This window comes from Knoellia aerolata DSM 18566 (assembly GCF_000768695.1).
Taxonomy (GTDB): domain Bacteria; phylum Actinomycetota; class Actinomycetes; order Actinomycetales; family Dermatophilaceae; genus Knoellia; species Knoellia aerolata.
The window spans coordinates 47,547-72,211 of sequence record NZ_AVPL01000014.1; the positions used below are offsets into that span (position 1 = coordinate 47,547).

The following is a 24,665-nucleotide window of genomic DNA, read 5'->3' on the forward strand; positions in this document are numbered from 1 at the left end:
AGGCGGTATGCCGGGTGCCCACCCGGCATACCGCCTCTCGCCGTTCCCGCCGTGGGGCTGGTGGTGGGCGGGCAGGGGCGTCGATAGGTTGAGCCGCATGTCATCGCCGACCGCCCCGACCCCCCTCGTCGACACCGGGTTGCGGACCGAGCCCGACCGGGCCTGGGTGCAGGGCGCGATCCGCAAGCTGCGCGCCGACGCGACGCGGACCTCGGACACCCACCTCATCAAGGTGCACCTGCCCGGCTGCGGCCGCGTCGACCTCTACCTCAAGGACGAGTCGACGCACCCGACCGGCTCCCTCAAGCACCGGCTCGCGCGCTCGCTCTTCCTCTACGGGCTGTGCAACGGGATCATCGGCCCGCGCACGACCGTCGTCGAGGCGTCGTCCGGCTCGACGGCGGTGAGCGAGGCGCACTTCGCGCAGATGCTCGGGGTGCCGTTCGTCGCCGTGATGGCCTCGACGACCTCGCCCGCGAAGATCGCGCTCATCGAGCGGGAGGGCGGGCGCTGCCACCTCGTCGAGGACCCCACTGCGGTCTACGACGAGGCGCGGCGGGTGGCGGACGAGGCCGGGGGCGTCTACCTCGACCAGTTCAGCAACGCCGAGCGGGCGACGGACTGGCGCGGCAACAACAACATCGCCGAGTCGATCTTCGAGCAGATGGCGCTCGAGGAGCACCCGGTGCCGACCTGGATCGTCGTCGGCGCCGGCACCGGCGGGACCTCGGCGACGATCGGCCGGTTCGTGCGCTACCAGGCGCTCGACACCCGGGTCTGCGTCGTCGACCCGGAGCACTCGGCGTTCCTGCCGGCGTGGCAGGGCGACGGGGAGGCCCGCCTCGAGCCCTCGCGGATCGAGGGGATCGGGCGGGCGCGGCTCGAGCCGTCGTTCCTGCCGCTGGTCGTCGACCGGATGCTCGGGGTGCCCGACTGCGCGTCGATCGCGGCGACCCGGTTCCTGCGCGAACGCACCGGGATCCACGCGGGGCCGTCGACCGGCACCAACATCTACGGCGCGCTGCGGCTGGCCGCGGAGATGCAGTCCGCCGGCGAGCGCGGCTCGATCGTCACGCTCGTGTGCGACCGCGGCGACCGCTACGACGAGACCTACAACTCCGACGAGTGGGTCGCGGGCAAGGGTCACGACCTGGCGCGGTATGCCGGCGTGCTCGCGGCCGCGTGGGACGACGGCGTCTGGCTGGGCTGAGCCCGCCCCTGCTCCGCGGGTGAGATCCCGGTCCTCACGACCGCGCGGAAGACGACGCGTTCGTGAGGACCCTGGGCGCCGGGCAGAGGTCGTAGTCACCCGGCTCCCAGCAGGGCCGCCGAAATTGGCCCGGACGAGTTGTCCGAACCTCTTCAGCCGGGCTCCACCGAGGCGGATCATGGAAGGCGTGGGGCCGTGCGCCCGGCTCGGTTCCGCTGGAGGTGGACCATGAGCCCTGCACGACGCGTCGCGGCCTGGACGACCGCAGCCCTCGCGGCTCTCGCGATGGGGGTCGCCTCGCCGACCCCGGCAGCAGCCGACCCGAGCACCCCCGCGACCTATCCCGCGGCGTCGTCGGCGACACGCGTGTCCGCGCTGTTCTTCGACACGTGCACGGCGCCCTCGCTCACGGGCCTCGCCGCGTGGAAGGGTCGCTCGCCCTACGCGGGTGTCAACATCTACTTCGGCGGGCGCAACCGAGCCTGCACCCAGCCCAACCTCACGGCGGCCTGGGTGCGGAGCGCGACGGCGGGTGGGTGGTTCCTCGTCCCGACGTACATGGGTGACCAGCCGTTCTGCATCTTCGGGACCAAGACCTACCGGTTCACCGCCGCCACCGCGGCTGCCCGGGGTGCAGCGGACGGGGCGGACGCCGTCGCGAAGGCCCGCGCTCTCGGCCTGCTCCCCGGCAGCGCGCTCTACGCCGACGTCGAGCACTACGACCGTGCCGCCGCCGGGTGCACCACCGCCGTGCGCACCTACGTGTCGGAGTGGACGCGGGCCCTGCACCGGTCTGGCTACCTCGCCGGCGTCTACGCACACCAAGACTCGGGGGTGCGCGACCTCGCGGCCAGCTACCTGTCGACGACCCTGGCGCGGCCGGACGCCATCTGGATGGCGCGCTGGGACAACGTCGCGACCACGGTGAACTGGCCGACCGCCGGCAACGGCCTCTGGGCGGAGTGGCAGCGCGCGAAGCAGTACCGCGGGGACCACAACGAGACCTGGGGCGGCGTGACGATGAACATTGACAGCGACATCATCCGTGGCCCGGTGGCCACGGTTGCCCGGCCCTACCGCGTGACGAGCTCCGGGTCCCTCAACGTCCGCAGCGGTCCGTCGAGCGCGTACCCGATCATCGGATCGCTGGCCTCTGGTTCCACCGTGTCGGTGATCTGCCAGGCCCGCGGGCAGCTGGTCGGGACGACCTCGGTGTGGGACCGCATCAGCACCGGCGGCTACGTCTCGGACCGCTACGTCTCGACGCCGTCGACGACGACCTTCAGCGCACCGCTGCAGCGCTGCTCCTACCCGGGGCAGATCACCATCGGGACGCCGGTGAACACGCGCACCGGACCGGGCACGACGTATGCCGTCAACGGCTCGCTGCAGGGCGGCGCCCTCGCCTACGTCGCCTGCCAGAAGGCCGGGACGCTGGTCGCCTCGACACGGGTGTGGAACCAGCTCGTCGGCGGCCGGTGGGTCAGCGACTACTACGTGTCCAACATGTCGAACACCACCTACAGCGCGCCGGTGCCGGGGTGCCCCTGAGCCGCTGGCTCGAATGACTAGCCCGATTTTCCTATTCGCCTGACGCAGACGGGCTACGGCCGTAGTGTCGGCGTCGTCGACGACCCACTCATGGTGGTGGTGCACCCCACCGTGCTGCGTTTCCTTTCGCCCGGCGGAGTCCGGGGCATCACACGGGTCTCGGCTCGGGCCCGGCTCCTGGTTTCGCCCACTCCCACTGCCCCTGACTGTCTGCACCCCCAGGAGTCTCGTTGAACGCTACCCTGCTCCGCCGTTCCTCCGTCCTCGCCATCACCGCCCTCGCGATGGCCCTCGGTTCAGCGTCGGCCACCGCCGACGACATCGTCAACAACCTCGACACCTCGATCGACGCGGACGCGGAAATCATGCCGCTGACCGTCGGCGGGTCCAACGGAACGACCACCCTGTCCGTGAACGAGACGGGTACGGGCAACAACCCGGCGGATGGCAAGCCAGGCTGCAACCTCACGGGACAGACGAGCCTCACCGTGAGCGTGGCCTCGACCGACCCGACCATCGCCACGGTGTCCCCGTCGAGCGTGACCTTCACCAGCTGCAGCGCCACCGCCACCATCACGGTGACCCCGGTCAGGGCCGGGTCGACGACGGTGAGCCTCAGCCAGACCGCGAACACCACCGGGGCCAGCTTCAATCTGACCCCCGCAGCGTTCCAGGTGGACGTGTCGGCGACCGAGACCAACACCGCGCCCGTCGTCGAGGTCACCGGCGTCTCCACCGGCAGCACCTACGAGTACGGCGCCGTCCCCGTGGCCGGTTGCTCCGTGACGGACGCCGAGGACGGCGACTCGACCTTTGCTGCGACGCTGAGCGAGATGACCGGACCGCTCGCGGCCTTCGGCCTCGGGCAGCAGACGGCGACGTGCACCTACAGCGACGACGGGAACAGCGACGGCGACGATGTCCTGACGGCGACGAGCTCGGCGACCTACACGATCGTCGACACGACGAATCCGGTCATCACCTTCGAGTCACAGGCACCCGTCGCCAACGAGGCGGGCTGGAACAACACGGACGTCACGCTCACCTGGTCCTGCACGGACAACGTCGCCGTCGATGCCTCCGCCTCCACGCTGAGCCAGACCATCACGACCGAGGGCGCGAACCTCGGCGCCACCGGGACCTGCACCGACGTCACCGGCAACACCGCGTCCGACACCCAGACCGGCATCAGGATCGACAGGACCGCCCCGACCCTCTCGTGGGTCGGCGGACCGGCCGACGGTGACAGTCACTACTTCGGCGCGGTCCCCGCCGCACCCACCTGTGAGGCACAGGACACGCTGTCCGGTCCCCTCGACTGCGCCGTCACCGGCTACGCGACGACCGTGGGAGACCACACCATGGTGGCCACCGCGCACGACGTCGCCGGCAACAGCGCCACGGAGTCCCGCCGCTACTCGGTCCTCGCCTGGACGCTCAGCGGGTTCCGCCAGCCGGTGGACATGGGCGGCACGTGGAACAGCGTCAAGGGCGGCTCGACCGTGCCCCTGAAGTTCACCGTCCACGCCGGCACGACCGAGCTGACGGACATCTCGGTCGTCGACAGCTTCGTGGTCAAGGGCGTGGCCTGCCCCAACACCGGGGTCACCACCGATGACATCGAGCTCGTCACGACTGGCTCCACGAGCCTGCGCTACGACACCACCGGCGGGCAGTTCATCCAGAACTGGCAGACCCCGAAAAAGTCCGGCGTCTGCTACCAGGTCACGATGACGACGGACGACGGATCCACGATCAGCGCGAACTTCACGCTCAAGTGACCCGATGACGAAGCCCGGGGGAACGTTCCCCCGGGCTTCGTCATGCTGTCGTGGGGTGCGCTGACGAGCGCGTCGACGTCTGGAGCTACGCGCGAGCGAGCATCACGCCGACGGCGCGGTTGAGCACGATGAGACCCTCACGGGTGACCTCGGTGGCCGCGCCCTTCGGCGTGGCCCGGTTGTCGCAGGCGGAGGTCCACCGCACGCCGGACTTCACGGCGATGGCGGCCGCCGTCTCGGGGATCGTGCCCGCCTTCACGCCGCAGGCCTTGGCCGCGGCGGCGAAGACCTCGGGCGGCAGGGTGCTCAGGGCGCCCACCTTGACCATGGGGATCGCGAGCTGCCGGCACAGCCGGTCCACCTGGGCCTGCATGCCGTCGCCGTAGACGTTGCGGCCTCCTGCGGGCGAGAGCGCACGGTCGTCGTCACCTCGGCACGAGGCGCACCACGCTGGGTTCAAACCGTGCCTGCAGTCTTCGCTCATGTTCGCAAGGTATCCCGGTCTGGGCACCCCCGTTGACCACACCTGCTCCGCGGAGCTCTGGGAGAGTCGGATCATGGGTGACTTCGAGGCAGTGGTGGAGACCACGGGCGACGGGACGATCGGGGAGGCCGGCCCCGTGGTCCTCGAGGTGCGCAACCGGCACACGGGCCAGTGGAACCGCGCGTCGGTGGACGAGTTCACGGGCGGACACCTGCTCCACCTGGCGGTGGCGGGCTGCGTGTCGAACGACCTGTTCCGCGAGGCGAAGGCCCGGGGAATCGTGCTCACCCGGGTGCGGGTGGTCGCCGACGGCGGGTTCGGCGGGGACCCGTGCCAGTCGACGGGGGTGGATTACCGGATCGAGGTCGAGAGCAACGCCTCGGAGCCGGCGCTGCGCGACCTCGTCGCCAGGGTCGAGGACGTGGCCGAGATCCCGTCGGCGCTGCGCCACGGCGTGCTCGTCCGGCTGACCGGCGCCCGGATCCGCTCGGGCCACGAGCCGCGGCCGTCCGAAGTCTCGGACCCGGGGCCGTTCTTCCACGGCACGAGGGCCGACCTCGTCGGGGGGGACGTCCTCGTGCCCGGCTACGCCTCGAACTTCGGCGAGCGCCGTGAGGCCAACCACGTCTACGTCAGCGCCACCCTCGACGCGGCCACGTGGGGCGCCGAGCTCGCGGTGGGTGAGGGACGGGGGCGGGTCTACGAGGTGGAGCCGACCGGCCCGATCGAGGACGACCCCAACCTCACGAACATGAGGTTCCCGGGCAACCCGACCCGGTCGTACCGCACCCGCCACCCGGTGCGCGTCGTGCGCGAGGTGCTCGACTGGGAGCCGCACCCGCCGGAGGTGCTCCAGACGATGCGGGAGCACCTGGCGGCGCTCGACCGGCAGGGTGTCGAGGCCGTCGACGACCGAGTCGACGGCGACGGCGACGGCGACGGCGACGGCTGAGTCGGTCAGCCCGCCGGTGCGTGGGCGCGGATGGCGGCGGTGAGTCGGTCGACCAGCGGGGAGCGCAGCCGCCACGCCTGCCAGTGCAGCGGCACGTCCACGTGGTCGCGGCTGCCGAGCCTGACGAGGGACCCGCGCTCGAGGTCGTCGCCGCACTGGGAGAGCGGGAGGGCGCCCCACCCGAGGCCCGCCCGCACCGCCTCGGCGAACCCCTCGGACGAGGGGATGCGGTGCGCGGGTGGCGCCGCCCCGTCATCCACCCCGTGCCTGCGGAGCACCCGGTCCTGGACCTCGTCGTGCTCGTTGAACCGGAGCACCGGCATCCGGCCCCACGCGACTCCGCGCCCGGACGAGTAGCGGTCCCGCAGCGCGGGGGTCGCCACCGGGAGGTAGCGCATCCCGCCGATCTGCTCGACCGAGCAGCCCTGCACCGGAACGGGGTTGGACGTGATCGCGCCGAGCACGGTGCCGGCGCGCAGCAGCTCGTGGCTGTGCCCCTCGTCCTCGACGTGGAGGCGGAGGACGACGCCGTCCCAGTCGGCGACCTCGCGCAGGATGGGCCGGAACCACGTGGCGAGTGAGTCGGCGTTGACCGCGACCGGGAGCTCTCGCGGGGCGGCGGACTCGTCGAGCGCCGCTCGGGCCTCCTGCTCGAGGAGGTGCTGCTGGCGGGCCAGCCGGACGAGCACCTCGCCGACGGTCGTGGGCTCGCACGGCAGGCCGCGGCGCACGACGACCCGGCCGAGGGACTGTTCGAGGGCCTTGATCCGCTGGCTCACCGCCGACGGCGTGACGTGCAGCTGTCGCGCGGCCGCCTCGAAGGTCCCACCGTCGATGACGGCGAGGAGCGCCTTGAGCTGGTCGGCCTGCACGGGGCGATCCTAGATGAAGTCTGGCTAAGGAGCCCCGTGAATCCTTCGCTGGCCTTCACCTCAGCCACGACCTAGCGTCGACTGCGATGACCACCACGATCCTCACCACCGTCCTCGCCGGACTCGTCTCCGGCTTCTCCCTCATCGTCGCCATCGGCGCACAGAACGCCTTCGTCCTGCGCCAGGGCGTCGCGCGTGACCACATCGGGGTCGTCGTCGCCATCTGCGCCCTCAGCGACCTCGCCCTCATCGTCGCCGGGGTCGTCGGGGTCGGGGCCCTGGTCGAGAGCCACCCGACCGTGCTGCGGGTCTTCACCCTGGGCGGAGCGGCATACCTCGTCTGGTTCGGTGTGCGCTCGCTGCTCGCGGCACGCACGCCGAAGGCCCTCGTCGCCGGCACGGCGACCGCGAAGGGCTCCGCCGTGCTGACGGCGCTGGCCCTCACCTGGCTCAACCCGCACGTCTACCTCGACACGGTGCTCATGCTCGGCAACCTCAGCGCCTCCCACGGCCCGACCGGGCGCTGGTGGTTCGGGCTGGGTGCCGGCGTCGCCAGCGTGGGGTGGTTCACCGCCCTCGGGTATGCCGCCCGGCTCGCCTCGCGCTGGTTCGCCCGCCCCCGCACGTGGCAGGTGCTCGACATCGGCATCGGCGTGGTGATGCTCACCCTGGCCGCGTTCCTGCTCCGCGGCGCAGTGTGAACCGTCACTCCACGGTTTGACTGCCCCCTCTTCGGGGAATGAAGAAGGGTGAGGAGACAGTCATGAACCACCACACGTCCCGGTTGCGGCCCGACGGCACCACCTTCCCCCCGGTCACCCCGGACCCCCCGCCCCCACCCGGTTACGTCGACCCTCTCGAGCGGCTCGAGGGGGCGCTCGAGCGGGACCCCGGTGGCACCGGGGCCGGTGGCACCGGGGCCGGCGACGACGAGGTGTCGCAGGCGCGCCGGCGCGGGCGCGACCCCGACGACGGGTCGGGGACGTGACGATGCGGGTCGCGGTCCTCTCGACCTATCCGCCCCGGCGGTGCGGGCTGGCGACGTTCACGACGGACCTGCGCCACGCCGTCCTCGCCGCCGACAGCTCGGTCGAGGTCCTCATCGCGGCGGTGCTCGACGACTCCCCGGGCGCGCTCGCCGAGCCGGACCCGGACGGCCCGCACGGGCCCGAGGTCCTGCTCACGCTGCGCCAGCACGACCGGGAGGACTACTCGCGCGCCGCCCGTGTCCTCAACGAGAGCGGCGTGGACGTCGTGCTCGTCCAGCACGAGTACGGGATCTTCGGGGGGGAGGCAGGGGGTCACCTCCTCGACCTGCTCGCCGCGCTCACCGTGCCCTATGTCGTCACCCTGCACACCCTGCTGCTCGAGCCGAGCCCGCGCCAGCGCGCCGTGCTGCGCGGCGTCGTCGACGGCGCCGCCCAGGTGACCGTGTTCACGGCGCTCGCGCGCGACCAGCTCGTCCGCAGCGGGCTGGTGCCGTGGAGCCGCGTCGCCGTGGTCAACCACGGCGCGCCGGAGGACCTCCAGCCGTTCCGGCCCTCCACCGGGATGCCGACCCGCGAGACGCAGCTGTCCGCGATCCCGGAGCTCGCGGCATACGAAGGAAGAAGGGTGCTGTCGACCTTCGGGCTGCTGTCACCGAGCAAGGGGCTGGAGGTCGCGATCCGCGCGATGCGCACGGTCGCCGACGCCCACCCGGACGCGCTCTACGTCGTCGCCGGCCGCACCCACCCCGACATCGTGCGCCACGACGGCGAGCGCTACCGCGAGGGGCTGCAGCGCCTCACCGCGGAGCTGGGCCTGGAGGAGCACGTCCTGTTCCTCGACCGCTACCTCACCGACGACGAGATCCGCGACCTCCTCACGCACACGGAGGTCTTCGTCACGCCCTACCGGCACGCGGAGCAGGTGGTGTCCGGCGTCCTCACCTTCGCGCTCGTCGCGGGGTGCGCGGTCGTCTCGACGCCGTACTTCTACGCCACCGAGCTGCTGTCGACCGGCGCCGGCCGGCTCGTCGCGTTCGACGACCCCGGGGGCACGGCCGCCGCCCTCGTCGAGCTGCTCGGTGACGAGGAGGTGCTGCGCGAGGCATCGCGGACCGCCTACCGCGTCGGGAGCCAGTACACCTGGCCCGAGGTGGGCCGGGAGATGACCAAGGTGCTCGCCACGGCGACCAACGGGTCGGTCCCGCTGCGGGCCATCCCGCCGTTGACCCACCTCCTGCGGCTCGTCGAGGTCGGGGGGATCGTCCAGCACGCCGTCGGCCGGGAGCCCGACCGGTCGACCGGCTACTGCGTCGACGACGTCACCCGGCTGGGGCTCGTCGCCGCGGCGCTGGAGCGGCGCGCGCCCGGATCGGACCCGGGGGTGCTGGGCCTCGTCGTCCGCCGCTGCATGACGTTCCTCGACGAGGCCTGGGACGACGTCAGCGGGCAGATGCGCAACGTCCGGGACGTCTCGGGCCCATGGCTCGACGAGCCGCACCCGGGTGACCATCTCGGCCGGGCGATCTGGGCCCTCGGTGACCTGTCGGCCGACCCCGGCGGTGTCGCCCCGTGGGCCCGAGGACTGCTGCACGACATCGTCTCGACCGAGCCGTCGCTGCGTGACCCCCGGGCAGCCGCGTTCGCCGTCCTCGGTCTGGCGCGCCTCCCGGGCGAGCACCTGGACGAGCCCGGTCGCCGCCTCCTGCGACACCTCGCCGCCGAGCTGGCCGCGCGCTACACCGCCAACGCCTCCCCGGAGTGGGAGTGGTTCGAGGACGAGCTCACCTACGACAACGGGCGGCTCGCGCAGGCGCTCATCGCCGCCGGCGCCTCCCAACGCCACGCCGAGCAGCTGCGCCTCGGGCTGGAGGCGCTCGAGTGGTACTGCGGGCAGTGTGCCGTCGACTCCGGCGCCGTCGTTCTCGTCGGCAACCACTGGCGGCGGCGCGAGGCGGCGCCCCACGACCCGCACGACCCGGACTGGGACGAGGGCGACGAGCAGTGCATCGACGCGGCGGCGCTGGTCGAGGCGTGCGTGGAGGCCTACCGCGCCACCGGCTCGCGGGTCTTCGCCCGCCGGGCCCGCAACGCCTTCGCGTGGTTCCACGGCCGGAACCGCTGGGGGCTGGCGCTCTACGACGACGAGACCGGCGGGTGCCACGACGGGGTCGGCCCGCGCGGCCTCAACCTCAACCAGGGCGCCGAGTCGACGTTGGCCTACTTCCAGGCCTGGCTGGCCCTGGACTCCGTCGACCTGCTGCCCTCCGGAGGGGACGAGTGACGGCTCGGTGAGGGTGGGGATCCTCGGCCCGATCAGCTGGCGCACCCCGCCTCAGCACTACGGACCCTGGGAGCAGGTGGCCGGGCTCCTCGCCGACGGGCTCGCGGACCGGGGCGTCGACGTCACCCTCTTCGCCACCGCCGACTCCCGGACCCGGGCGAGGCTCGACGCCGTCGCCCCGCACGGGTACTCCGAGGATCCCGACATGGACGGGCGGGTCTGGGAGGCGCTCCACGTCGCCCACGTCCTCGCGCGCTCCGGGGACTTCGACCTCGTCCACAACCACCTCGACTGGCTGCCCCTCGCCTTCTCGCACGCCTTCGGGGCACCGCTCGTGACGACCATCCACGGCTTCTCCGCGCCCGGCATACTCCCCGCCTACCGACGGGCGAGGTCCGCGTACGTCTCGATCTCGGACTCCGACCGGTCCCCGGACCTGGACTACGTCGCCACCGTCCACCACGGCGTCGACGTCGACGCGCTGCCGTTCGGGCCGGGGGGCGACGACCTCGTCTCGCTGGGCCGGATCCACCCCGACAAGGGCGTCGCGGAGGCGATCGCGATCGCGCGGCGGGCGGGTCGACGCCTCGTCCTGTGCGGGATCGTCCACGACGAGAGGTACTTCGACGAAGAGGTCGCCCCGCACGTCGACGGCGACCGCGTCGACTTCGTCGGTCCGGTCGGGCCGACGGAGCGCGCGCGGGTGCTCGGTGCGGCCGCGGCACTGCTGCACCCGGTCGCCTTCGACGAGCCGTTCGGGCTGTCGGTCGTCGAGTCGATGGTCTGTGGCACACCGGTGGTGGCGTTCCGGCGCGGTTCGATGCCCGAGGTCGTCGACGAGGGGGTCACCGGCTGCCTCGTGTCCGACGTGGACGAGGCCGTGGCCGCGGTCGGGACCGCGGTGGCCCTGGACCGCCACCGGTGTCGCGAGCGCGCGGTCGCCCGATTCAGTGCATCCCGGATGGTGGAGGACTACCTTGGTGTCTATGCCAGAGTCGTGGCGGCCGGGTGAGCAGAGGGTCTTCCGCAGGGCGGTGGGGAACCCGTTGCTCACGGCCGACGACTGGCCGTATCCGGTCAACGCCGTGTTCAACCCGGCGGCCGCGCACGACGACGGCGAGACGGTCCTCGTATGCCGGGTCGAGGACTTCGAGGGTCACAGCCACCTCAGCGTGGCGCGCTCCGCGGACGGGCTCAGCGGGTGGACCATCGAGCCGGAGCCCCTCGTCCACGCGTCCCACGACCACCCCGCCGAGATGTGGGGCGTCGAGGACCCCCGGGTGACCCGGGTCGACGAGCTCGGCGCGTGGGTCATCGCCTACACGGCGTACGGACCGACCGGTCCCGCGGTCGCGTTGGCGACGACCAAGGACTTCCGGACCGTCGAGCGGATCGGCGTCGTCTGCCCACCCGAGGACAAGAACGCGGCCCTGCTGCCCCGACGGATCGACGACCACTACGTGCTGTTCCACCGCCCGCGGACGGTGATGGGCAACCACGCCGACATCTGGATGTCGCGCTCGACCGACCTGCGGAGCTGGCTGGCCCCGGAACCGGTGTTCCGAGCGCGGGCCGGGATGTGGGACAGCGCGCGGATCGGGATGGGACCCCCGCCGATCGAGACACCCGCGGGGTGGCTCGTGGCCTACCACGGCGTGCGGGAGACGGTCGCCGGCCAGCTCTACCGCGTCGGGCTGGCGCTGCTCGACCTCGAGGACCCGCGGGTGGTGCTCAAGCGGTCGCGGGAGTGGTTCCTCGGGCCGGTCAAACCGTACGAGCTGCAGGGCGACGTGCCGGGAGTGGTGTTCCCGTGCGGCTGGCTGCACGACCCGTTCACGGACACGCTGCGCCTCTACTACGGCGGTGCCGACTCGGTCATCGCGATGGCGGAGTCGACGTTGTCGGAGGTGCTCGACCTCCTGTCGCGGTCCGAGTAGCGCTCATCAGCGCCCGGCGTCGAGGGCGCCGCGCAGCGTCTCGGCGCCGGGCCCGGTGAGCCGGTCCAGTGCGGCGGCGCGACCGGTGAGCAGGAGCAGCAGCGCTCCGATCGGGCCCTCGACCGTCGGTCCGTGGCCGCGGGTCCACCCGGTGTCGGTGGCGACGAGGCGGTAGTCGTCGAGCGGCAGCCGGCGGAAGACCGCGGACATCCAGCTCCGGCGGGTGTCCCACCTGCGCGTCGCCGCGGTCTCGCAGGCCGCCGGCGCCATCGCGAGCTCGATGCCCAGCGGCATCGCGATGTCCTGGCTGTGGACGAGGATGTCGCAGAGGGTCTCGAGCGGGGTGACGAAGAAGTTGTGGCGACGAGAACCGATCATGCCGCGGATCCGGCCGACGACCTCCTCGGTGGGGAGCTGCGACTGGACGACCGCGGAGTCGTGGATGGACCGGTTGAGCGTCACGCTGCGCAGGAGCCCGGGGTGCTGGGCCAGAAAGGCTGCGACGTCACGGAAGCCCGACTGCTGGAGGGTGAGGTGGGCGGCGACGTGACGGACGGTCCAGCCGTCGCACAGTGACGGATGCTCCCACTGCTCGTCGGTCAGGCGCTCCAGCATGTCGGCAGTGCGCTCGCGCTGGTCGTCGATCGCGGCCCACACCGCGTCGGCCTGGGTTGCCGTCATCGTGGACATTCTTCCTCCCTCAGGTGAAGACGGGCGGGCTCAGGCGGGTGCGCTTGAGCTCGAAGAACTGCGGGTATGCCGCGAGCAGCCGTGCGCCGTCGAAGACGGCCAGCGCGTCGTCACCTCGCGGGATGGCGTTGAGCACCGGGCCGTAGAACGCGCGGCCGTCGATGCACGTGATGGGGGTGCCGACGTCGCCGCCGACGAGGGCGAGGCCGGTGTCGTGGCTGCGTCGCAGGGCCTCGTCGTGCTCGTCGGACTCCATGGCGTCCTCGAGGTCGGCGGGGAGGCCGGCCTGAGCGAGCGCGCCACGGATGGCGACGTGGTACTCGGCCGGACTCGGGCGGCGCCACTCGTCGAAGACGCGCTCACCGAAGGCGGTGTAGAACCCGCCCAGGACCTCCTCGCCGAAACGGGTGGCCGCAGCCATCGCGACACGGCCCGGGCCGCGCGTGGTCTCGGTGGAGCGGCGGTACTCCGGCGTGATGTCGGTGCGGTGCTCGTTGAGGAAGTAGAGGCTGATGAGGTGGTGCCGCACCTGGATCGGCCTGCTCCTCGCGACCTCGTGGAGCCAGCGCGACGCCGTCCACGAGTAGGGGCAGACGGGGTCGAACCAGAGGTCGACGACCGTCGTGTCGTTCACGGGTGTCATCTCGACCCACCTCGCTAGGATAGTCCCATGATCGAACTACTATAGTTCGTTCATGGGACTATGTGAAGGGGTCTGATGGAACGCGAGCTGCCGACCAGCCTGCTGATGTTCATCGCGTCGCGAGCCGCCGCCGACCGCATCTTCAGGACGCTGCAGGACGCCGGCTTCACCGACGTGACGATCGCGCAGAGCAGGCTCGCGATGGGTCTGGACCCGGGAGGCACCCGGCTCAGCGTCCTCGCCGACCGCGCGCAGATCGCCAAGCAGACGGCCACCGCCATCGTCGACAAGCTCGAGCGCGCCGGCTACGTGGAGCGGGTCCCCGACCCCACCGACGGTCGGGCGCGACTGGTGCGGATGACCGCCCGCGCCGAGGCCATCATCCCGCTCGCCCGGGCGGAGGAGGCTCGCATCGAGGCGGAGTGGGAGGCGCACCTCGGCCCGAAGCGCATGGCGCAGCTGCGCGACGCCCTCACCTCGCTCCGGGAGATCACCGACCCCTATCGGTAGGTCGCTCCCGGCAGGCCGCTGGGGTTCGTCGGTCGAGCGGTCCCGCGTTCAGCAGACGTACGGTCCCTCGGCGGGCTGGTACGGCTCGGCGCCCTCCAGCGCCCAGGCGAAGACGAAGGCCAGCGCCTCGATGTCGCACTGCGACAGGACCGGGTCCCCGAGGTCGGGCCAGCCGTAGCCCATGAGGTCGGTGCTCTCCAGCAGGTTGGTCGCGTGCCCCAGCCCCAGGGCGTGGCCGATCTCGTGCAGGGTCACCCAGCCGAGGTACTCGGGGTCGTAGGGGTCGCGGTCCAGGCTGGGCGGGAGGTCGGAGCGGACGATGATGTTCGGGCAGCCGTGGTCGCCGCAGAGCGCGTAGCCCCCGAACACCACCCCACCGGCGGTCGGCACGTAGTGGACGACGATGTCGGCCGCCTTGCGCTTGGACCCGGTGACGTCGGTGAGCGTGATCAGCCCGTCGAAGCACTCGTCCAGCACGCTGCTCCACGTGGCGATCGCACCCCGGATGGCCGCGATCTGCTCCTCGGTGGCGCTGGGGTGCGCCTGGACGGCGATCGTCAGGTCGGTGTGGTCCCACCAGTAGCCCGGGTAGTAGTTGTTGAGGATGACGAGGGCTTCGGCGTCGGACTCGGGCAGGTTGCAGCTGATGCCGCTCTGCCCACCGGGACCGCCAGGTCCTGGCCGTCCGGCCTGGGCCGCCTGCGGCGCCGCGAGCGCGAGAAGGAGCCCGATGCTCATGAGGGCGATGAGTCTGCGAAGGGACATGGATTGCTCCTCTCGGCAGCCGTGCTGCAGCCACCGGCCGGTCCTGCACCCCACCCGCCGAGGCCTCGACGAGGCGTTGCCTCCGTCCTAGTCTTGGGCGAGGAGGGTGTCAAGGGAAGGGGATCTGCCAGCCGGGCACGAGCGTTCGGGGACGTAGGTCCCTGCCAGCGCGACGGCATACGGGAGAAGCGTGGACACAGAAGGAATCCGGATCACCCGCCGGAGGAGGCCACCATGTCCACCACCACCCGACCGGCGCCACACGGACCGCGGCACGGTGTCCTGGAGCGCGCGGGTCACCTCGGGCCGACCCAGGTCCTGCTGTCGTGCGGCACCATCTACGCGGTGCTCTACCCGGTCGCCAACGACGTGATCGCGGCGACGGCATACGAGGGGTACGACCGCATGTCGCAGGCCGTGAGCGAGCTGTCGGCCACCGGCGCCCCGACACGGACGTTCCTCATGGCGCTCTCACCCGTGTTCGCCCTGCTGCAGGTCGGGTTCGGCGTGGGAATGTGGCGGTCCGCCCTGCGCAAGCGCTCGGTGCGGGTGGCGGGGGCGCTCGTGGCCGCGCACGGCGTGACGAGCCTGCTCTGGATCGTCGCGCCCATGTCGAGGCGTGAGGTGATCGCCGCCGGTGGGGCCACCTCGGCCGACACCATGCACCTGGTGCTGGCGGCGGGGACCGGCCTGTTCGTGGCGTCCTACGTGGTGGCGCTCGCCGTCGGGTTCGGCTGGCGGTTCCGGGTCTACTCCGGGGTGACCTTGGCGACCGCGCTCGTGTTCGGGAGGCTGAGCGCGCAGGTGGAGAGGATCGAGGCCGGCGACCCCACCCCGTACATGGGTCTGCTGGAACGCGTCGGGATGGGCGCCTGGCTGCTGTGGATGGGCGTCGCCAGCGTGGTTCTCCTGCGGCGCAACCGCGCTCAGCGCCCCGCCTGACTCCGGGGGGATGTCGTGGCCACACTCACCGACACGAGGGCGACGGGCACTCGGGTCGCGTGGGTGGACAACCTGAGGATCGCCTCGATCGCCGGCGTCGTCGTCGTCCACACGGCCACGGCCTACGTCACGGACGTCGCCGACTGGTACTACCACGACGAGCTGCACCCGACGAGCGTCGGCTTCGCGCTCTTCGCGGTCCCCGCGCTGCTCGGCGGGGTGTTCGGGCTCGGGCCGCTCTTCTGGCTCGCCGGCTGGTTCTCCGTGGGGTCCCTGCGCCGTCGCGGACCGGCCCGCTTCGCCCTCGACCGGGTGGTCCGTCTCGGGGTGCCGCTCGCGGTGTTCGTGCTGCTCATCAACCCCTTGGCCGACCTGGTCGGCAGCGTGCGACGGGAGCGGCGCTCGTTCCTCGGTCACCTCGCCGACACGGAGTTCTCCATCACCTGGTTCGTCGTCGTCCTCCTCGTCGCCTCGTTGGCGTATGCCGGCCTGCGGGCTGTGCGCCCCGCTCCGCGGAGCTCGTCTGCGCCCGGGATGGCGTCGCTGCTCGCGGCGGGCGCGCTCATCACCATCGCCGCGGTGCTGGTCTGGCCCTCAGCGTCGCTGCTCGACGAGGAGCTCATGAGTGTCCGGCTCGGAGCCTGGCCCCAGGGACTCGGGCTCTTCGCCCTCGGGGTGGCCTGTGGCGAGAGCCGCGAGGCGTCGGACGGGCTCACCGCCGCGATCGCTCCGCAGGGTCGTGCCGGGCGCGGGTGGGGTTGGCTGACCGTGGTCGGGGTGGTCGTGGCCGTGGCGCTCATGGCGTCAACCGGCGACGAGGACATCAACGACGTGCTGCACACGATGGCGTGGCAGGGGGTCGTCTTCGCCGCGGCCTACGGGCTCGTCTCGGTGTCGTTCACCATCTGGTGCCTGCAGTGGTTCGGCCGACGGTGGACCCGTGATCGGTCGTGGACGAGGAAGGCGGGCCGGTCCTCCTACGCCACGTACCTGCTCCACCCCCTGGTGCTCACCGGTGTCATGGTCGCCCTGAGCCCCATCCCGATCGCCGCGGAGGTCAAGTTCCTGCTCGTCGTCGCGGTCGGGGTGCCGTGCTGCTTCGTCGTGGGGCGGGCCGTGAGTCGCCTCCCGGGGGTGCGCTCGGTGCTGTAGCCGACCCGGGTTGGCCCGGACGACGTGGCGGGCCCTGCCGGGGACAGGGGTCGGCCGCTACTACGCGCCGGCGGGCGCCGTCGAGGTGAACCACCCGGACGGGCCGAGCTCGGCGCCCATCCGCGGGACGTACTGGTCGAAGTAGATGCGGGAGATGAGCTCGCGGCGGCTGCGCACGTCAGCCTTGTCGAACACCGACTTCAGGTGGTCCTGCACCGTGTACGTCGACACGTGCATCGTCGCCGCGATCTCCTTGGTGTCCACGCCCTGGAGGACGAGCTGGGTGACGTCGCGCTCGCGCTGGGTGAGGCCGAAGGCCGCGACGACGAGCGGGACGATCTCGGGCGGGCGGGCCTCCTCGACGGTGACGACGACGTCCCCGCTCACACCACCGGGGCCCATCAGGGGTGTCGCGTGGAGCACGAGCCACATGCCGCTGCGGGCGCGGACCCGGCTGCGGGGTGGCACGGTGGTCTCGCCGCGGGCGTAGCGCCGGGCGGCCGCGACGAGCGAGCTGATGATGCCGGTCCACCGCACGTTGTGGGTGGGGCTCTCGAGCTCGCGCAGCCGCTCCTCGGCGCCCATGCTCATCTGCCGGATCTCGTCGTCGGCGCCGACGATGAGCACCGTCGGCCCGGTCGACGGCGCCGGTGCGGCCGTCACCATGCGCGCCAGTAGCCCGGTGCGCACGCCGGCGGCGAAGACCGCTGACAGCGACCCGGCGAACGCGACCTCGTCGGCCTCGAACGGCCGGCTCTCCGGCTCCCGGAACAGGGCCGCCCCGCCCCAGACCTGGCCGTGGTCGCGGAAGAGCACCCGCAGCTCGTCTCCGTAGCCGAAGTGCGGCTTCATGAAGGCGCTCATCCGGTGCGAGCGCTCGAGGTCGCCGTGGGTGGCGTGCACGCCCGCAGCCGTCATCCCGGTCCGCGACATCTCGAGGAAGCCGGTCGGCTCGACAGTGCCGTACTCAATGAAGCCCCACTCGTGGTCGTGGTCGTCCTTGCCGCGCAGGTCGCCGAACTTGCGGGTGCTGGTGAGCAGCTCGGTGCTGGTGTCGACGGTCGCCAGGCAGGCCGCTACGTGGGGGACGGCGCGCTGCAGGGACTCGACGGCCTCCGCGAGGAAGGTGTCGATGTCGAGGCCGGCGTGGGCGACGACCTCGACGTCCCTCCGCACGCGTTCGGCGGTCAGTCCTCTGGCCATCCTCGGAGTGTGGCGGCCGGGCGCGGCGGTGCGCCATCCCACAAAAGTGGGGTGTCCGATGGCCCACCACAGTGGGACGGAAGGTCCCCGGTCGTGAGGGATGGTGCGGCATACGGAGTCGGCTCGAACCTTGTCGGCATGACGAGCAGCGACACCACCTCCACCGTCAGCCCCCTCGGCCGGCTGCCTCTCGGGCGGCTCCACCGCGCCCCCGAGGCGATCCTGCCGATCGGCGCCCACGGCTCGCTCGACGACCGGGGCCAGCTCGTCCACGCCGAGGACCCGGCGGCCCAGCTCGCGCTGGCGCTGGCCCTCGTGGAGGCGACGGTCGTCGGCGCCGGGCTCCAGCCCGCCGACCTCGCCCAGCTCCGGGTCAGCGCGACCGACCTGGCCGCGGTGCTCGACGTCCTCGACGTCCTCACCGACCGGCTCGACGAGGTCGGGGCCACCCCCGCCCTCAGCGTCGTCGGCGTCTGCGCCCTGCCCGTCGACGGGATGCTCGTCGCCCTCGACGGCCTGGCTCTGGGCACTCCGCGCCGGCCGGGACGTATCTGAGCCGAGCCTGCGGGCTCTTCTGTCCCGGTGCACCACCCCACCCCACCCCCATTTCCGCGTCGGGCCCACACCGAGGGTTCCGTTCGCTTCCACCAGAGAAGGACTCCCACCATGACCGTCGAGACCACCCTCGACCCCACCCCCGTCTCTCCTGCGGACTCGCTGCGCGACCTGTGCGGAGGAGCGGTCCACCTCGCCGGCGACCCCGGCTACGACACCGCCCGTATGCCATGGAACGTCGCCGTCGACCAGCGGCCCGCCGCCGTGGCCTTCCCGCGCCACGTCGAGGACGTCGTCTCCGTTGTTCGCGCCGCCGCCGCTGCGGGGCTCCGCGTCGCACCCCAAGGGACCGGGCACAACGCCGGTGCCCTCGCCGACCAGCCGCTCGGCGACGTCGTCCTGCTGCGCACCAACGAGATGTCGGCCGTGAGCGTCGACCCGGAGGCCCGGATCGCCCGCGCCGAGGGCGGAGCTCTGTGGCAGGACGTGGTCGAGGCCGCGGCGTCGCACGGGCTCGCGGCCCTGCACGGCTCGTCGCCCGACGTCGCCGTCATCGGCTACACCCTGGGCGGCGGCCTCAGCTGGTACGCCCGGTCGCTCGGCCTCGCGACCAACAGCGTCACCGCGGTCGAGGTCGTCACCGCCGACGGGTCCTTGGTGCGCGCCGATGCCCGCAACGAGCGCGACCTGTTCTGGGCCCTGCGCGGCGGCGGTGGCAACTTCGGCGTCGTCACCGCGATCGAGTTCCGGCTGTACCCGATCCCCGACGTGTACGCCGGGATGCTCCTCTGGGACCGCGAGCGCGCCCCCGAGGTGGTGCGGGCCTGGGCGGCCTGGTCACGAACCGCACCCGACTCGGTGACGACGTCGCTGCGGGTGATGAGCCTGCCGCCGATGCCCGAGCTGCCGCCGTTCCTGCGAGGTCGGCAGCTCGTCGTCATCGACGGGGCCGTGCTGGCCGACGACGCCTCTGCCGAGGCGCTGCTCGCGCCACTGCGGGCGTTGGCTCCCGAGATGGACACGTTCACCCGTGTCCCGTCGGCGACGCTCACCCGGCTGCACATGGACCCCGAGGGCCCGACGCCCGCGGTCGCCGCGGCGACGGTGCTCGACGAGCTGCCCGAGGAGGCGATCGAGGCCTTCCTCGCGGAGGTCGGGCCGGGGTCGACGACGTCGCTGCTGGCCGCAGAGCTGCGCCAGCTGGGTGGTGCGCTGGGTCGCAAGCACCCGGACGCCGGAGCCCTGCCGCGCCTGCAGGGTGCATATGCCGGGTTCTTCGTCGCGATCGCCGCGACCCCGGAGATGGCCGAGCAGGGGAAGGCGGACGGCCGGGCCGTCGTCGGGGCGCTCGCGCCGTGGGCCAGCGGCACCGCGGTCCTCAACTTCACCGAGGAGCGGACCGACACCAGCACGGCATACGGCAACGGGGCCTTCGAGCGGCTGCGCACCATCCGCGCAGCGGTCGACCCCGACGGGCTGTTCGCCGCGAACCACCCCGTGCCCGGCCGGGGTCGCTCGGCGGGCTGACCCGCCGAGCCGGTGTCCCGGGTGCCGCAGGGGCGCGCCCGGGACATCGTCGGGACATCTCGACGATGTCCCCGGGACGGTGGGCGCACGACGGTGGATCCATGACCACCACACAGCTCCCCAGCTCCCCGTCCACCGAGGTCTCCGCCCCGGAGGCCTCCCGTCCGGGCCGCGGCCGTCGCGCCGCCGTCGCCCTCACCGGGCTGCTCGCCTGCGCCCTCCCCACGTCGTTCGCCGTGAGCATCACCGCGATGCTCGTCACCGGCACCGAGGCGGACCACCGCTTCCACCAGCTCACCGGGCAGGGCCTGCTCCTCGCTCTGCTCTGGCTCGGCGCGCTGGTCCCGATGGTGCGGGCGGGGTGGAGGGGCGAGCGGCCGTCGACCGCCGCGGGCTACCGCCACCTCGCGTTCGCCGGGGTCGGGCTCGTCGCCGCGGCGGTCTCGGCAGGCGGCGGTGCCCGCTCGCTCATGGTCATCGTCACGCTCACCGGGGCGCTGGTCTGGGCGGCGCTGCCGCTGCGGCCACGGCTGCGGGCGCGGGTCTCGCTCGACCCGTTCCTCACGCCGCTCGCCCTCGTCCTCGCCGCCGTGCTCGTGCCGTATGCCGTGGACCAGCTCCAGCAGCAGCTCGCCACCACCACGGGCTACCACGTGCAGAACCCGCACCTGTTCGACATGGCGTGGGTGACGCTCGTCCTCACCGTCCTGGCGGTGCTGGGGGCCATCGTGCCGCGGGTCCGCGGGCTGTTCGCCTGGGTCGGCGGCGGCTGCGCCCTCATCGGCTCGGCCGGTCTGGTGCTCAATGAGTCGGTCGCCTGGTCGGTGACGGTGCTCGGGCTCGGCGCCCTGGCGCTCGTGCTCCCTCGCCTCGGACTCTCCCGAAACCCGGCCTGAGCAGGGCCGACGATGCCTACACTGCGGCGCATGGCAACGCCCGTCGCCACCCCGCGACCGCTTCGGCGGCGCGGGGTCGGTGGCGTCTCCCTGTCGTTGGTTCCGGCGGTAATGGTCGTGCCGGGGTTGGCGGTGGTGGCCTCGGTGGCCGCGGCGGTCATCGTGCTCACCGGTGGCGTCTGGTCGCTGGCTCCGGCGCCTCAGGTGCTCGTCGATGCCGCTGTGGGAGTGGGCTTCCCGGTGATCGCCGGGCTCATCTCGGTGGCCGAGGTCGGTCCGGGGGTCCGCCGGCTCGGGCGGGTGATGCTCGTCAGCGGGGTGGCGGCTGCTTTGGCGGGGCTGTGCACGGCGCTGGCGCTCGTGCTGCCGGCGGACGCCGCCTCGACGGCCTTCCTTGTGCAGATGCAGGGGTGGCTGTGGGTGCCGGGCTTCTTCCCGCTGCTCACGCTGGTGCCGCTGCTCTATCCCGACGGGCTACTGCCCGGTCGCTTCTGGCAGGTCGCGGCGGGAGCGGCGGTCGTGGGGATCGTCCTCCTGTCGGTCGGGGTCGGGCTCTATCCCGAGCCGTTCGCCGGGCGCGTGCCGGTCGACAAGCCGGTCAGCTCGGAGGCGGTCGCCCGGGCGCTGACCCTGCCGGGGGCTGCGCTGGTCGCCCCTGCGCTCGTTGCCGGTCTGGTGGCGCTGGCGATCCGGCTGTTCCGCGCCCGCGGGGTGGCCCGCCAGCAGGTCGGTGTCCTTCTCGTGCCTGCCGCCCTGGTGCTCGGGGTGACGCTGGCACAGGGCGCGATCCCCGCGCCGTGGAACGTCCTCGCTCAGTCTGTCGCCGTCCTCCTGCTGCCCGTGGCGATCGGTGTCGCGGTGACCCGGCACGGGCTCTACGACCTCGATCTCGCCGTGCGCCGGACTCTCGTCGCGGCGAGCCTGGCGGTGTGCCTCGCCGGGCTCTACGTCACGGTCCTGGCGCTGCTCCGCGGAATCCTCGGTGCCCAGTCCGCAACGAGCGCTGCCCTGGCCGCCGGCGTCACGGGCGTCGTCCTCCAGCCGCTGGCCAAGCGGCTCTCGGCGGGCGTCGACCGGCTCTACTACGGCGACCGCGCCGATCCGTATGCCGTGCTCTCCCGGCTCGGCGAGGACCTCGCGGCCACCGGTCTCGACGTGGCCGAGGTCCCCGACGTCGTATGCCGTTCCGTCGTCTCCTCCCTCCGACTCGGCGGCGCCGAGGTCGTCCTCGACGTGGGTGGTCAGGGGCGAGAGGTCGCGCACAGCGGTGGGTCCGTGGGTGCCGATCCTCAGGCGTTCGACCTGCGCCACCGTGGGGAGGTCGTCGGTCGGCTGCGGGTCGCGCCGCGCCCCGGCGAGCGTTCCTTGGGGCAGCGCGACACCGAGATCCTGCGCCGCGTGGCCGACCAGGTCGCTCCCGCACTGGCCGCGCTCCAGCTGCACCAGCAGCTCCAGCGCAGCCGCGAATCGCTCGTCAACGCGCGCGAGGAGGAGCGCCGACGCTTGCGTCGTGAGCTCCACGACGGCCTGGGCGCGACGCTCGCCGGGGTCCGCCTGCAGGTGGAGTCGGCCCGGCGTCTCGTCGACCAGCCGGTGGCCCAAGAACTGCTCGACCGCACCGGCAACGGTGTCGCGCAGGCGGTCCTCGAGGTGCGCCACATCGTCGAGGGCCTGCGCCCGCCCGGCGTCGACGACCTCGGTCTCGGTCGTGCCATCGAGCTCGCCGCCGACCGCGTGAGCGCCCCCGGCCTCGACGTCCGGGTCGATATCGGCCCGCTCCCCAACGTCGGCCCGGCAGCCGAGGCCGTGGCATACCGGATCGTGGCCGAAGCACTCGCGAACGTCTTGCGGCACAGCCGCGCCCACCACGTGGTCGTGCGCCTGAGCGCCGAGCCCCACGGGCTGGCGGTGACCGTGGAGGACGACGGCACCGGCATACCGGCTGATGCGGTGCGCGGTGTCGGACTGGCGTCGATGCGCAGGCGGGCCGAGGAGCTCGGCGGTTCCCTCAACCTCAGCACTCCCGAGGGCGGGCGCGGCACGACCGTGCACGCCGTGCTCCCCACCCCGGAGGAGTCCGCATGACGTCGCTGCTGCTCGTCGACGACCACCCGCTCTTCCTCGACGGAGTGCGGGCGGCGCTGGCCGGCGAGGACGACATCGAGGTGGTCGGGGAGGCGCACGACGTCGCCACCGCCGTCGCACTCGCCGGAGACCTGCGGCCCGACGTCGTGCTCATGGACCTCAACCTGCCCGACGGCTCGGGAGCCGACGCGACCCGGGAGGTGGTGGCGACCTCACCCACGACTCGGATCCTCTTCATCACCATGTCCGCCGACGACGAGGCCGTGGTCGCCGCGATGCGGTCGGGTGCCCGTGGGTTCTTCGTCAAGGGTGGCGGGCGAGACGACCTCCTCCAGGCGGTGCGGACGGTCGCCTCGGGTGGTGCGGTCTTCAGCCCCGCGGTCGCTGACCGGCTCGGCGCCTGGTTCACCGGCATGGCGGCGCAGCCGGGGCGGGAGTCGTTCCCCCAGGTCACCGAGCGAGAGCGCGAGGTCCTCGACCTCGTGGCCCGGGGCTACGACAACCGTCGCATCGCCAAGGCGCTCTTCCTCTCGGACAAGACCGTCCGCAACCACATTTCGACGATCCTCACCAAGCTCGGCGCCGCCGACCGTGCCGAAGCAGTACAGCGAGCGAGACGCGCCGGCATGGGCGCACTCGACAAGGGAACGTCCGTCAGCTGAGTACGCGGCCCGATCGCGTAGTCAATGGCTCCCTGGTCCGGACACTGGACAGCGGGCGCCAGCGCCGAGGACGATGGATGACGTGGGACGTCGGCCCGGAAACGAGCAATCGGCACAGGTCAAGGTCGCGACGGTCACGGCAGTGGGAGTCGTTGCGGCAGCGACCATTGGTGTCATCGGCTCCCTTCTCGCGCGTGATTCGCAGGAACCCGAACGCTCTGCTGGGGATGTCGTCGTCGAGGACTCCGCAACGATCCAGATCATCGAAGCAACATTCTCACCCCGCTCCCCGTCGCGGACTCTCGTCAGCGTCATCGGCTCCGTGTCGGCGTCCTTCCCCGCCAGATCGCAAGTGGTGGCGATCGCCTGGCCCGCGGGTGAGGGGCGACCGGTGTCGTGGTGGGTGTCGCCGGAGCCCGTCACCCCCAATCGAGACGGCCGGTGGCGAGCGGAACTCACAGCTGACGCCGCTACCGGGGCACCGATCTCGGTCAGCGCTGTCTCGGTGCCCTATGTGACCTGGGACGGGGGTAATCCGGGACCGTCCGGGTCACCACCACGCCCAAGCGGTCCAGCATCCTCGCACTCACCGCCGATTCGCTCGGTGGTCGAAGAGCTTGCGAGACGTGGCCCGGACGCGCCCGTGGTCACCGGTTCGGCTGCTTCCCCGGTCATCGCCATCCCGAGGCCCTGACCTCGCCTGCTGAATGAGAGAGACCGCTGGCTGCCCTCATCGGCTCCGAGGCACCACGGGAGCTGGCGTCGATGGTGACGCACCGTGAGGCTGAGAGGTCCCGGTGGCGCGGCCCCGGCCAGGACGCGGCCTTGGTGAGAGGCCCGCAGCATGCAGGCCCTTCGGCGGCGTGCGGAACGGGCCTTTGCCTGCGGTGGAGCCAAGGGGATTCGAACCCCTAACCCCCTGCGTGCAAAATCCCCGGGCGGGGTCCGTGAGGTATGAGTCCCATGGCGTGGTGGGGT

General features: G+C 72.3%; 23 protein-coding genes and 1 pseudogene. 18 read left to right on the top strand and 6 right to left on the bottom strand.

Annotation, left to right across the window (positions count from 1 at the left end; genetic code table 11):
• Positions 1 to 97 precede the first annotated feature (97 nt).
• The 3 genes from N801_RS07525 to N801_RS07535 all read left to right on the top strand — a co-directional run bounded on the left by N801_RS07525 (position 98) and on the right by N801_RS07535 (position 4,542).
• Positions 98 to 1,210, top strand: a complete 1,113-nt coding sequence (locus N801_RS07525; RefSeq protein ID WP_052112732.1) for a PLP-dependent cysteine synthase family protein — start codon at positions 98 to 100, stop codon at positions 1,208 to 1,210.
• A 228-nt stretch (positions 1,211 to 1,438) separates the two neighbouring features.
• Positions 1,439 to 2,761, top strand: a complete 1,323-nt coding sequence (locus tag N801_RS19665) for a glycoside hydrolase domain-containing protein (protein ID WP_052112733.1) — start codon at positions 1,439 to 1,441, stop codon at positions 2,759 to 2,761.
• Positions 2,762 to 2,991: 230 nt separating this feature from the next.
• A complete protein-coding gene (locus N801_RS07535) occupies positions 2,992 to 4,542 on the top strand; it encodes a PxKF domain-containing protein (protein WP_035935702.1) in 1,551 nt (516 codons plus the stop codon).
• Positions 4,543 to 4,627: 85 nt separating this feature from the next.
• Here the strand turns inward: N801_RS07535 and N801_RS07540 are convergent, their stop codons facing one another.
• On the bottom strand, positions 4,628 to 5,026 hold the full coding sequence (locus tag N801_RS07540) for a hypothetical protein (protein WP_156996603.1): 399 nt from the start codon (positions 5,024 to 5,026) through the stop codon (positions 4,628 to 4,630).
• Positions 5,027 to 5,099: 73 nt separating this feature from the next.
• On the opposite strand from N801_RS07540, the pseudogene N801_RS21750 reads away from it, so the two are divergent.
• A pseudogene (locus N801_RS21750) lies at positions 5,100 to 5,480 on the top strand (OsmC family protein); the annotation flags it as partial.
• 27 nt (positions 5,481 to 5,507) lie between these two features.
• Entirely contained in the window at positions 5,508 to 5,978 is a 471-nt protein-coding gene (gene arr, locus N801_RS21755) for an NAD(+)--rifampin ADP-ribosyltransferase (protein WP_052112740.1), read from the top strand.
• A 5-nt stretch (positions 5,979 to 5,983) separates the two neighbouring features.
• Here the strand turns inward: arr and N801_RS07550 are convergent, their stop codons facing one another.
• The gene (locus N801_RS07550; protein WP_035935710.1) at positions 5,984 to 6,850 is read right to left on the bottom strand and encodes a LysR family transcriptional regulator ArgP; all 867 of its coding nucleotides are present in this window, start codon (positions 6,848 to 6,850) and stop codon (positions 5,984 to 5,986) included.
• An 86-nt stretch (positions 6,851 to 6,936) separates the two neighbouring features.
• Between N801_RS07550 and N801_RS07555 the strand changes: the two genes are divergently transcribed.
• The 5 genes from N801_RS07555 (at position 6,937) to N801_RS07575 (ending at position 12,057) form a co-directional block, all read left to right on the top strand.
• Positions 6,937 to 7,551, top strand: coding sequence for a LysE/ArgO family amino acid transporter (locus N801_RS07555; protein ID WP_035935715.1), 615 nt, complete (start codon positions 6,937 to 6,939; stop codon positions 7,549 to 7,551).
• Between the two features lie 62 nt (positions 7,552 to 7,613).
• The gene (locus tag N801_RS07560; protein ID WP_035935718.1) at positions 7,614 to 7,838 is read left to right on the top strand and encodes a hypothetical protein; all 225 of its coding nucleotides are present in this window, start codon (positions 7,614 to 7,616) and stop codon (positions 7,836 to 7,838) included.
• A 2-nt stretch (positions 7,839 to 7,840) separates the two neighbouring features.
• Complete coding sequence (locus tag N801_RS07565) at positions 7,841 to 10,120, top strand: glycosyltransferase (protein WP_035935722.1); 2,280 nt, start codon at positions 7,841 to 7,843, stop codon at positions 10,118 to 10,120.
• A gap of 7 nt (positions 10,121 to 10,127) precedes the next feature.
• Positions 10,128 to 11,132 carry a glycosyltransferase family 4 protein gene (locus N801_RS07570; protein WP_035935726.1) on the top strand — a complete coding sequence of 335 codons (1,005 nt, stop codon included), beginning with the start codon at positions 10,128 to 10,130 and terminating at the stop codon, positions 11,130 to 11,132.
• Positions 11,107 to 12,057 carry a glycoside hydrolase family 130 protein gene (locus tag N801_RS07575; RefSeq protein ID WP_035935730.1) on the top strand — a complete coding sequence of 317 codons (951 nt, stop codon included), beginning with the start codon at positions 11,107 to 11,109 and terminating at the stop codon, positions 12,055 to 12,057. The genes N801_RS07570 and N801_RS07575 overlap by 26 nt, the downstream gene beginning before the upstream one ends.
• Before the next feature lie 6 nt (positions 12,058 to 12,063).
• On the opposite strand, the gene N801_RS07580 is transcribed toward N801_RS07575, so the two are convergent.
• The gene (locus tag N801_RS07580) at positions 12,064 to 12,738 is read right to left on the bottom strand and encodes a maleylpyruvate isomerase family mycothiol-dependent enzyme (protein ID WP_035935797.1); all 675 of its coding nucleotides are present in this window, start codon (positions 12,736 to 12,738) and stop codon (positions 12,064 to 12,066) included.
• 19 nt (positions 12,739 to 12,757) lie between these two features.
• A complete protein-coding gene (locus N801_RS07585) occupies positions 12,758 to 13,381 on the bottom strand; it encodes a mycothiol-dependent nitroreductase Rv2466c family protein (protein WP_245618287.1) in 624 nt (207 codons plus the stop codon).
• Positions 13,382 to 13,465: 84 nt separating this feature from the next.
• Here N801_RS07585 and N801_RS07590 point away from each other — a divergent pair, with 84 nt between their 5' ends.
• On the top strand, positions 13,466 to 13,900 hold the full coding sequence (locus N801_RS07590) for a MarR family winged helix-turn-helix transcriptional regulator (RefSeq protein ID WP_035935736.1): 435 nt from the start codon (positions 13,466 to 13,468) through the stop codon (positions 13,898 to 13,900).
• A gap of 48 nt (positions 13,901 to 13,948) precedes the next feature.
• On the opposite strand, the gene N801_RS19670 is transcribed toward N801_RS07590, so the two are convergent.
• Positions 13,949 to 14,665: a M10 family metallopeptidase domain-containing protein gene (locus N801_RS19670; RefSeq protein ID WP_052112734.1), complete on the bottom strand. Its 717-nt coding sequence runs from the start codon at positions 14,663 to 14,665 to the stop codon at positions 13,949 to 13,951.
• Positions 14,666 to 14,899: 234 nt separating this feature from the next.
• On the opposite strand from N801_RS19670, the gene N801_RS07595 reads away from it, so the two are divergent.
• Both N801_RS07595 and N801_RS07600 read left to right on the top strand, forming a co-directional pair.
• A complete protein-coding gene (locus tag N801_RS07595) occupies positions 14,900 to 15,607 on the top strand; it encodes a DUF998 domain-containing protein (protein WP_084108471.1) in 708 nt (235 codons plus the stop codon).
• A gap of 15 nt (positions 15,608 to 15,622) precedes the next feature.
• Positions 15,623 to 16,759, top strand: a complete 1,137-nt coding sequence (locus tag N801_RS07600) for an acyltransferase family protein (protein ID WP_035935739.1) — start codon at positions 15,623 to 15,625, stop codon at positions 16,757 to 16,759.
• A 60-nt stretch (positions 16,760 to 16,819) separates the two neighbouring features.
• On the opposite strand, the gene N801_RS07605 is transcribed toward N801_RS07600, so the two are convergent.
• On the bottom strand, positions 16,820 to 17,962 hold the full coding sequence (locus N801_RS07605) for a helix-turn-helix transcriptional regulator (protein WP_035935741.1): 1,143 nt from the start codon (positions 17,960 to 17,962) through the stop codon (positions 16,820 to 16,822).
• Between the two features lie 138 nt (positions 17,963 to 18,100).
• Here N801_RS07605 and N801_RS07610 point away from each other — a divergent pair, with 138 nt between their 5' ends.
• The 5 genes from N801_RS07610 (at position 18,101) to N801_RS07630 (ending at position 23,687) form a co-directional block, all read left to right on the top strand.
• On the top strand, positions 18,101 to 18,517 hold the full coding sequence (locus N801_RS07610; RefSeq protein ID WP_035935744.1) for a Rid family hydrolase: 417 nt from the start codon (positions 18,101 to 18,103) through the stop codon (positions 18,515 to 18,517).
• A gap of 111 nt (positions 18,518 to 18,628) precedes the next feature.
• On the top strand, positions 18,629 to 20,044 hold the full coding sequence (locus tag N801_RS07615; RefSeq protein WP_035935748.1) for an FAD-binding oxidoreductase: 1,416 nt from the start codon (positions 18,629 to 18,631) through the stop codon (positions 20,042 to 20,044).
• A gap of 101 nt (positions 20,045 to 20,145) precedes the next feature.
• Positions 20,146 to 20,940 carry a hypothetical protein gene (locus tag N801_RS07620; protein WP_035935752.1) on the top strand — a complete coding sequence of 265 codons (795 nt, stop codon included), beginning with the start codon at positions 20,146 to 20,148 and terminating at the stop codon, positions 20,938 to 20,940.
• A gap of 30 nt (positions 20,941 to 20,970) precedes the next feature.
• Positions 20,971 to 23,025, top strand: a complete 2,055-nt coding sequence (locus tag N801_RS07625) for an ATP-binding protein (protein WP_169744226.1) — start codon at positions 20,971 to 20,973, stop codon at positions 23,023 to 23,025.
• The gene (locus N801_RS07630; RefSeq protein WP_035935756.1) at positions 23,022 to 23,687 is read left to right on the top strand and encodes a response regulator; all 666 of its coding nucleotides are present in this window, start codon (positions 23,022 to 23,024) and stop codon (positions 23,685 to 23,687) included. The genes N801_RS07625 and N801_RS07630 overlap by 4 nt, the downstream gene beginning before the upstream one ends.
• Positions 23,688 to 24,665: the final 978 nt, after the last annotated feature.

What these genes read in the sequence shown, in the direction of transcription:
- N801_RS07525 (WP_052112732.1), top strand. Translation starts at nt 98, where the DNA reads ATGTCATCGCCGACCGCCCCGACCCCCCTCGTCGACACCGGGTTGCGG.
- N801_RS19665 (WP_052112733.1), top strand. Translation starts at nt 1,439, where the DNA reads ATGAGCCCTGCACGACGCGTCGCGGCCTGGACGACCGCAGCCCTCGCG.
- N801_RS07540 (WP_156996603.1), bottom strand. Translation starts at nt 5,026, where the DNA reads ATGAGCGAAGACTGCAGGCACGGTTTGAACCCAGCGTGGTGCGCCTCG.
- N801_RS07555 (WP_035935715.1), top strand. Translation starts at nt 6,937, where the DNA reads ATGACCACCACGATCCTCACCACCGTCCTCGCCGGACTCGTCTCCGGC.
- N801_RS07560 (WP_035935718.1), top strand. Translation starts at nt 7,614, where the DNA reads ATGAACCACCACACGTCCCGGTTGCGGCCCGACGGCACCACCTTCCCC.
- N801_RS07565 (WP_035935722.1), top strand. Translation starts at nt 7,841, where the DNA reads ATGCGGGTCGCGGTCCTCTCGACCTATCCGCCCCGGCGGTGCGGGCTG.
- N801_RS07575 (WP_035935730.1), top strand. Translation starts at nt 11,107, where the DNA reads ATGCCAGAGTCGTGGCGGCCGGGTGAGCAGAGGGTCTTCCGCAGGGCG.
- N801_RS07580 (WP_035935797.1), bottom strand. Translation starts at nt 12,738, where the DNA reads ATGACGGCAACCCAGGCCGACGCGGTGTGGGCCGCGATCGACGACCAG.
- N801_RS07590 (WP_035935736.1), top strand. Translation starts at nt 13,466, where the DNA reads ATGGAACGCGAGCTGCCGACCAGCCTGCTGATGTTCATCGCGTCGCGA.
- N801_RS19670 (WP_052112734.1), bottom strand. Translation starts at nt 14,665, where the DNA reads ATGTCCCTTCGCAGACTCATCGCCCTCATGAGCATCGGGCTCCTTCTC.
- N801_RS07595 (WP_084108471.1), top strand. Translation starts at nt 14,900, where the DNA reads ATGTCCACCACCACCCGACCGGCGCCACACGGACCGCGGCACGGTGTC.
- N801_RS07605 (WP_035935741.1), bottom strand. Translation starts at nt 17,962, where the DNA reads ATGGCCAGAGGACTGACCGCCGAACGCGTGCGGAGGGACGTCGAGGTC.
- N801_RS07610 (WP_035935744.1), top strand. Translation starts at nt 18,101, where the DNA reads ATGACGAGCAGCGACACCACCTCCACCGTCAGCCCCCTCGGCCGGCTG.
- N801_RS07615 (WP_035935748.1), top strand. Translation starts at nt 18,629, where the DNA reads ATGACCGTCGAGACCACCCTCGACCCCACCCCCGTCTCTCCTGCGGAC.
- N801_RS07620 (WP_035935752.1), top strand. Translation starts at nt 20,146, where the DNA reads ATGACCACCACACAGCTCCCCAGCTCCCCGTCCACCGAGGTCTCCGCC.
- N801_RS07625 (WP_169744226.1), top strand. Translation starts at nt 20,971, where the DNA reads ATGGCAACGCCCGTCGCCACCCCGCGACCGCTTCGGCGGCGCGGGGTC.
- N801_RS07630 (WP_035935756.1), top strand. Translation starts at nt 23,022, where the DNA reads ATGACGTCGCTGCTGCTCGTCGACGACCACCCGCTCTTCCTCGACGGA.